We start from the raw sequence: 5592 nt of genomic DNA, 5'->3' as shown, positions 1-5592 counted from the left end.
TGACAAATGATTTGTTTGAGTCGGATTTTTAATTGATTGACATAAAAATACTTATTTTTATTGACCGCTTTTACTTATTTAGTATCAGAACAATGAATTACTTATAAAAAAAAAGAGGAGTCCTAGAATGTAGGATTCCTCTTGCTTTTTGCTATTCTTCTTCTTCGGTCATGAAGGTATTAAAGACCTCTTCGATCATATCCCATTCAGCATCTGTTTCGATTTGTTGTAATTCGCCTTCGCTGCCGTCTTCGTTTTCAACGTATGCGTAAGCTTGCAATTCAACATCCTCATCTTCAGGTGCGCCTGCTGGGTAAAGCAACACGTAATTACGATTGAATTCTTCTTGACCATCGATAGTCAAAAGAATCTCGTATAGCGTTTCATTTCCTTCATCGTCTACTAGAGTGATCACTTCATGTTCGTGGTCATGATCATGCTCGTGATCATGTGTGTGTTCGTGTGCCATTCTTATTCCTCTTTTCTAAATTTTGTTGCCGGTACGATCGAGATAATTCTGCAAAATCATAACCGCCGCAAGTTTATCGATAACTTTTTTTCTTTTCGAACGCGAAACGTCCGCCTGTTCGACCAACATTCGTTCAGCTTGCACTGTAGTTAGTCGTTCATCTTGAAAATCGACCGGCAAATCAAAGAGCTCTTTGATTTTTTCGGCATAGGCCATCGAAGCTTCGGCCCGCGGACCGATCGAATTATTCATATTTTTAGGAAGTCCAACAACAAACTTGGTGACTTGGTATTCTTTAACAAGCTCACCTAAGCGTTCAAAACCGAACTTCCCTTGTTCTTCGTCGATTCGGATGATCTCGACTCCTTGAGCCGTCCAACCAAATGGATCACTTACCGCGATCCCGACAGTTTTAGAGCCGACATCTAGTCCCATTATTCTCATCGAATATCAATACCATGATCTTTCAGATAGTATTTTACCAAAACTTCCATAACTTCATCGCGTTCGTGACGACGAATCAAGTTTCGTGCATCTTGATAACGAGGAATATACGCAGGATCTCCTGATAATAAATAGCCGACGATTTGGTTGATCGGGTTGTAGCCTTTTTCGGCTAAAGCATTGTAAACGATCGTTAATGTCTCGCTGACTTCTTTCTTGCGATTATCATCAAAATCAAAACGGACTGTTTCATCTGTGTATCCCATTTTCTCACACCTCTCCTTGGAATTATCAACAATTATATTCTACTAAAAGAAGACAAAACTTACAAATTTTGCAAGTTGCCAATCTCTTGGCTTTAGAAAATCTTCCAAATTATTATAACATGATTTCCGCTTACATATGGCTTTTTTTGTAAGCATCTTTTTTTATTTTATGGATAATGCTCGTTATACTGAATGAGTAGATGGCGTTGTAAAGTGTAATCTAGCCCACTATAAAAAACAAAGGAGGTTCTATCTTGTTAAATAAATTTTTAAAGCTGCTTGCCTGTATTATCGGTGTAGAATTAATTGGGTCGATATCTGGCTTTTTTGCTGGCAATATTCCAGCGGTTTATGCTCAGCTAAACAAACCATTTCTGGCTCCCCCAGGCAACATCGTAGGAACTATCTGGATCATCCTTTATGCCTTGATCGGATTAGCTTTATTTTTAGTAATCGATAGCAAAACTGCGAAGAATAAAACTCGTTCTTATTTTTTTTTCGGAATCCAACTGGTTTTAAACTTCATTTGGAGCATTATTTTCTTTGGTGGTTCGCATTTTTGGATCGCTTCGTTTATTAGTTTGTTCCTATTAATTACTATTATTTTTAGTATTCGTGAATTTCGTGGTATTTCCAACGGGGCAGCAATCTGTTTTATTCCCTATTTAATTTGGATTATTTATGCCACATATCTTTCATTTGGTCTAGCGATTTTGAACTAAACACAGCTAAAAAGACATCAAAACTGATGTCTTTTTCTAGTTATCTAAATGTTTCACCAATATCGCCGTTCCATCTACGCCATAATCTCCGCAGCCATATTGTAATTGATATTCTTCTGTCAAAAAAGTTTTCATCGCTTTGTCTGTCCTTTGGAAGCCAGCTTTTTCGTAAGATTTGATTGCTCGTATATTTTTATTGGCTGGAGCAATCAATAAAAGATTGATTTTTAACTCTTCCTGCAAATAATCACTCAAGGTACGGAGCGCGTCATTACCAAAACCCTTTCCACAATTAGTTTCGTCCTTCATCCAAATATCCAATTCAGCTGAGGAAGGTTTCAGATGATAGGTTGAATAGCTGATAAAACCAACGGCTTCTTGGTTGTTCATAATCAGGAAGCCTTGTCCTTTTTCTGGATAAGCTCCTGTAAAATAATACTCTTCATAATAATCATCACAAAACTCCTGATAGGTTGCAATAGCTATTTCAGGATAATCCGGTGGGCCGCTGTGTGACTTGGTCGTTTCTGATTGAAAACACCAATCATAGACTCTCTGACGATCTGCCAAAGTTGCTGGTCTCAAGTCAATGCAGTTTCCCTTCACTATCATTTTCATCCCTCTATTCTTGATGTGATCTGTGATTTGTACAAAAATTAAAGAAAACGAATTAACCTGCTTTTATTGAGCAACAACGATTAGTCGCTTGCTTTCTTTATCATAAGCATTTTTGTCGTAATCTCCATAAATCTCAATATTTTTAAACCCGGCTTCCGTTAATAGCCGTTGATAGTCCTCGTCCAAAATAATTTTATAAACGATATCATACTGATTATTTTCCATTCGTTCAGTCGAATGATACATATCTAAAACGTGGATCGTTTGAAACTCCTCATCTTGCTCCTTGACAAATACCCTTGAAAAATCCAAGCGATTTACTACTACCTCAATCGCTGGCAGCGCCAAATTATGATGAGTCGTTCCTTGCGTGAGAACAAGAACACCCTCACTATTGAGTCTAGCTTTCATTGACTTAAGCGCCGTAACTAAGTCCTGTTCGTTATGCAAATGAGGCAAAGCGGTTGTTAAACAGGCGATCGCATCAAATTTTTCTTTGTGTACTTCTTCTAAATACCTAAAATCACATTGATGCAACGGTACTGTTATGCCTCTTTCGGTCAAGTTCTTCTCTGCCACTTCCAGCATCGCCTTCGAATAATCCGAACCGACCACTTCTAAATTCATTTCTGAAAACATATAAAGATGCTGCCCTGTTCCACAAGCACAGTCCAACACGGTCTTAGCATCCCGCTCTGAGAACAACTGCTGGAAAAATAATCTTTCAGCACCCAAATAGTCTTCAATACTGCCGAATTCATCATAGTCATACGCAAACGTTTGATACCTATCTTCCATCCCTCTCACCTCACAAATTGTTGAATCTATTATAGCAAAAAAAGTTTTGCTAAAAATTGCCACTTCTATATTGGGACCCGAATTTCTTTTCCTTTATTCAACTTAGACAGAGTCAATCAACACTTGGAGAAATTCTATTAGTTCAATTTTTTGTAGTTAGTTTACGAAGTAAGAACGCTAGGATTTATGCTCACAAAAAAACTCTTGAGGAAATCCTCAAGAGTTTTGCGAGTTAGGTTTAGTAAAGCTCTAAGTATTGATCGCGTTCCCACTCTGATACTGTTTGACGGAACGCTGCCCATTCCATACGTTTCGCTTCATTGAAGTTCGTATAAATATGGTTGCCTAGTGCATCCACCATGGTTTGATCTTCACGCAATGCTTTGATTGCATTATGAATTGTAGATGGCAAGTCATAGATTTCTGCTTCTTTACGTTCTTCTTCAGTCATCACGTAGATATTGCGATCAACCGCTGCTGGCGGTGTCAATTCGTTACGAATTCCATCTAAACCAGCTTCTAATAAAACAGCCATTGTCAAATATGGGTTAGCCGCTGGATCGACTGAACGTAATTCCAGACGCGTAGACAAACCACGAGATTCTGGGATACGAATCAATGGTGAACGGTTGCGTCCGCTCCATGCTACATAAACTGGAGCTTCAAAACCGGGAACTAGACGTTTATAAGAGTTAACAATCGGGTTACATACTGCCGTGTATGCACGCGCGTGTTTTAAAAGACCTGCTAAAAATTGATAAGCAGTCTTACTTAATTTCATCGGACCATCTTCATCGTAGAAGACATTGCCTTCGTCATTAAATAAAGACATGTTGCAGTGCATACCAGAACCGTTGATGCCGTATAACGGTTTTGGCATAAATGTTGCGTGAAGACCATGCTTGCGAGCAATTGTTTTAACAACCAGTTTGAAGGTTTGGATATTATCGCAGGCTTCGATCGCGTCTGCATATTTAAAGTCGATTTCATGTTGACCTGGAGCAACCTCATGGTGTGAAGCTTCTACTTCAAAGCCTAAGCTTTCAAGTTCCAATACGATATCACGACGACAATTTTCGCCTAAATCGGTTGGGGCGAAATCAAAGTATCCGCCTTTGTCATTCAAGTCCAATGTTGGATCGCCATTTTCATCCATTTTGAATAGGAAAAATTCCGGTTCAGGTCCTAAGTTGAATGATGTGAAACCAAATTCATCCATTCCCTTTAACACGCGCTTCAAATTCCCGCGAGGATCTCCTGCGAATGGTGTGCCATCTGGTCCATAAATATCACAGATCAAACGCCCAACTTTGCCATGATCACTTTCCCATGGAAAAATCATCCAAGTTGTCAAATCTGGATACAGGTACATATCACTTTCTTCGATCCGGACAAATCCTTCAATAGATGAACCGTCGAACATCATTTTATTGTCTAAGACTTTTGCCATTTGGCTAACTGGTACTTCAACATTTTTGATTGTTCCCATAATGTCTGTAAACATCAGACGTAAAAAGCGGACGTTCTCTTCTTCGACAATTCGTTTAATATCCTCTTTACTTAGATCTCTTTTCGGCATAATATCTAATCCCTTCCTCGCACTTCATTTTTTTATATTCCACAACCACTACAGCTTAGGGCCTTGCGATTGATATGGATTTTGTTGTTGGAAACCACCTTGCGTCAACATCTCATCATAGAAAATCCGACGCACATCCTTGTCAGTCAAAGGCGGCTTCTCTTTGGCAGCTTTGACCTCTTCTTGACGCATTTGATAGACACGTTTGATTCCTGCCATATTCAGTCCATCAGATAGATAATCTTTGATTTCTAGCAGCACATCAATGTCATTTAGAGAGTACATCCTACGGTTACCTTCACTTCGTTCTGGATGGATCAATTCTTGTTCCTCATAGTACCGAATTTGTCGTGCAGTCAAATCTGTCAACTTCATAACTGTACCAATTGGAAAAACAGCAAGCGAACGACGCAATTCTTTTTCCCGCATAACATCTCCTCCTTGTTTTTTGATGTTGGAAAAAGGATACCACCCCATAGACCACTCGTCAAGAGTTAATGTCAGATTTCCTTACATAGATTTTATGAATGTTCGTTTTTTTAGAAAAAACTGCACTGGAACAACGTTTTAAGTTCAAAAAAATTTGTTATACTGGTGAAAAAGAATGAGAAGGTGTAAAATTGTCTAAATTTGAACTTGGTGAATTCGTTCAGATAAATAATAAACATCCAATGGCAGGTTTAGTTGGTGTAATTA

At 38.6% G+C, this 5592-nt stretch carries 8 protein-coding genes; 1 reads left to right on the top strand and 7 read right to left on the bottom strand.

The window, feature by feature from the left end:
• Nucleotides 1-151: 151 nt before the first annotated feature.
• From A5875_RS02805 to A5875_RS02795, 3 genes are read right to left on the bottom strand one after another with little or no spacing between them, the layout of a single operon-like run.
• Nucleotides 152-469, bottom strand: coding sequence for a DUF1292 domain-containing protein (locus tag A5875_RS02805; RefSeq protein WP_088932192.1), 318 nt, complete (start codon nucleotides 467-469; stop codon nucleotides 152-154).
• 15 nt (nucleotides 470-484) lie between these two features.
• Nucleotides 485-913: a Holliday junction resolvase RuvX gene (gene ruvX / locus A5875_RS02800; RefSeq protein ID WP_088932191.1), complete on the bottom strand. Its 429-nt coding sequence runs from the start codon at nucleotides 911-913 to the stop codon at nucleotides 485-487.
• A complete protein-coding gene (locus tag A5875_RS02795) occupies nucleotides 910-1179 on the bottom strand; it encodes an IreB family regulatory phosphoprotein (protein WP_088932190.1) in 270 nt (89 codons plus the stop codon). Before A5875_RS02795 ends, ruvX begins: the two co-directional genes overlap by 4 nt.
• A 254-nt stretch (nucleotides 1180-1433) precedes the next feature.
• Here A5875_RS02795 and A5875_RS02790 point away from each other — a divergent pair, with 254 nt between their 5' ends.
• The gene (locus A5875_RS02790) at nucleotides 1434-1901 is read left to right on the top strand and encodes a TspO/MBR family protein (protein WP_088932189.1); all 468 of its coding nucleotides are present in this window, start codon (nucleotides 1434-1436) and stop codon (nucleotides 1899-1901) included.
• A 36-nt stretch (nucleotides 1902-1937) separates the two neighbouring features.
• On the opposite strand, the gene A5875_RS02785 is transcribed toward A5875_RS02790, so the two are convergent.
• The 4 genes from A5875_RS02785 to A5875_RS02770 all read right to left on the bottom strand — a co-directional run bounded on the left by A5875_RS02785 (nucleotide 1938) and on the right by A5875_RS02770 (nucleotide 5325).
• Nucleotides 1938-2513 (bottom strand): GNAT family N-acetyltransferase, encoded by a 576-nt coding sequence (locus A5875_RS02785; RefSeq protein ID WP_242551207.1) that lies wholly within the window; start codon nucleotides 2511-2513, stop codon nucleotides 1938-1940.
• 69 nt (nucleotides 2514-2582) lie between these two features.
• Entirely contained in the window at nucleotides 2583-3317 is a 735-nt protein-coding gene (locus A5875_RS02780) for a class I SAM-dependent methyltransferase (RefSeq protein WP_088932188.1), read from the bottom strand.
• A 238-nt stretch (nucleotides 3318-3555) separates the two neighbouring features.
• The gene (gene glnA, locus A5875_RS02775) at nucleotides 3556-4896 is read right to left on the bottom strand and encodes a type I glutamate--ammonia ligase (RefSeq protein ID WP_088932187.1); all 1341 of its coding nucleotides are present in this window, start codon (nucleotides 4894-4896) and stop codon (nucleotides 3556-3558) included.
• A 48-nt stretch (nucleotides 4897-4944) separates the two neighbouring features.
• Nucleotides 4945-5325 carry a MerR family transcriptional regulator gene (locus A5875_RS02770; protein ID WP_010744471.1) on the bottom strand — a complete coding sequence of 127 codons (381 nt, stop codon included), beginning with the start codon at nucleotides 5323-5325 and terminating at the stop codon, nucleotides 4945-4947.
• Nucleotides 5326-5592 lie beyond the last annotated feature (267 nt).

The organism is Enterococcus sp. 3H8_DIV0648 (assembly GCF_002140655.1).
Taxonomy (GTDB): domain Bacteria; phylum Bacillota; class Bacilli; order Lactobacillales; family Enterococcaceae; genus Enterococcus_A; species Enterococcus_A hulanensis.
This window is presented reverse-complemented; position numbering and strand designations above follow the sequence as displayed.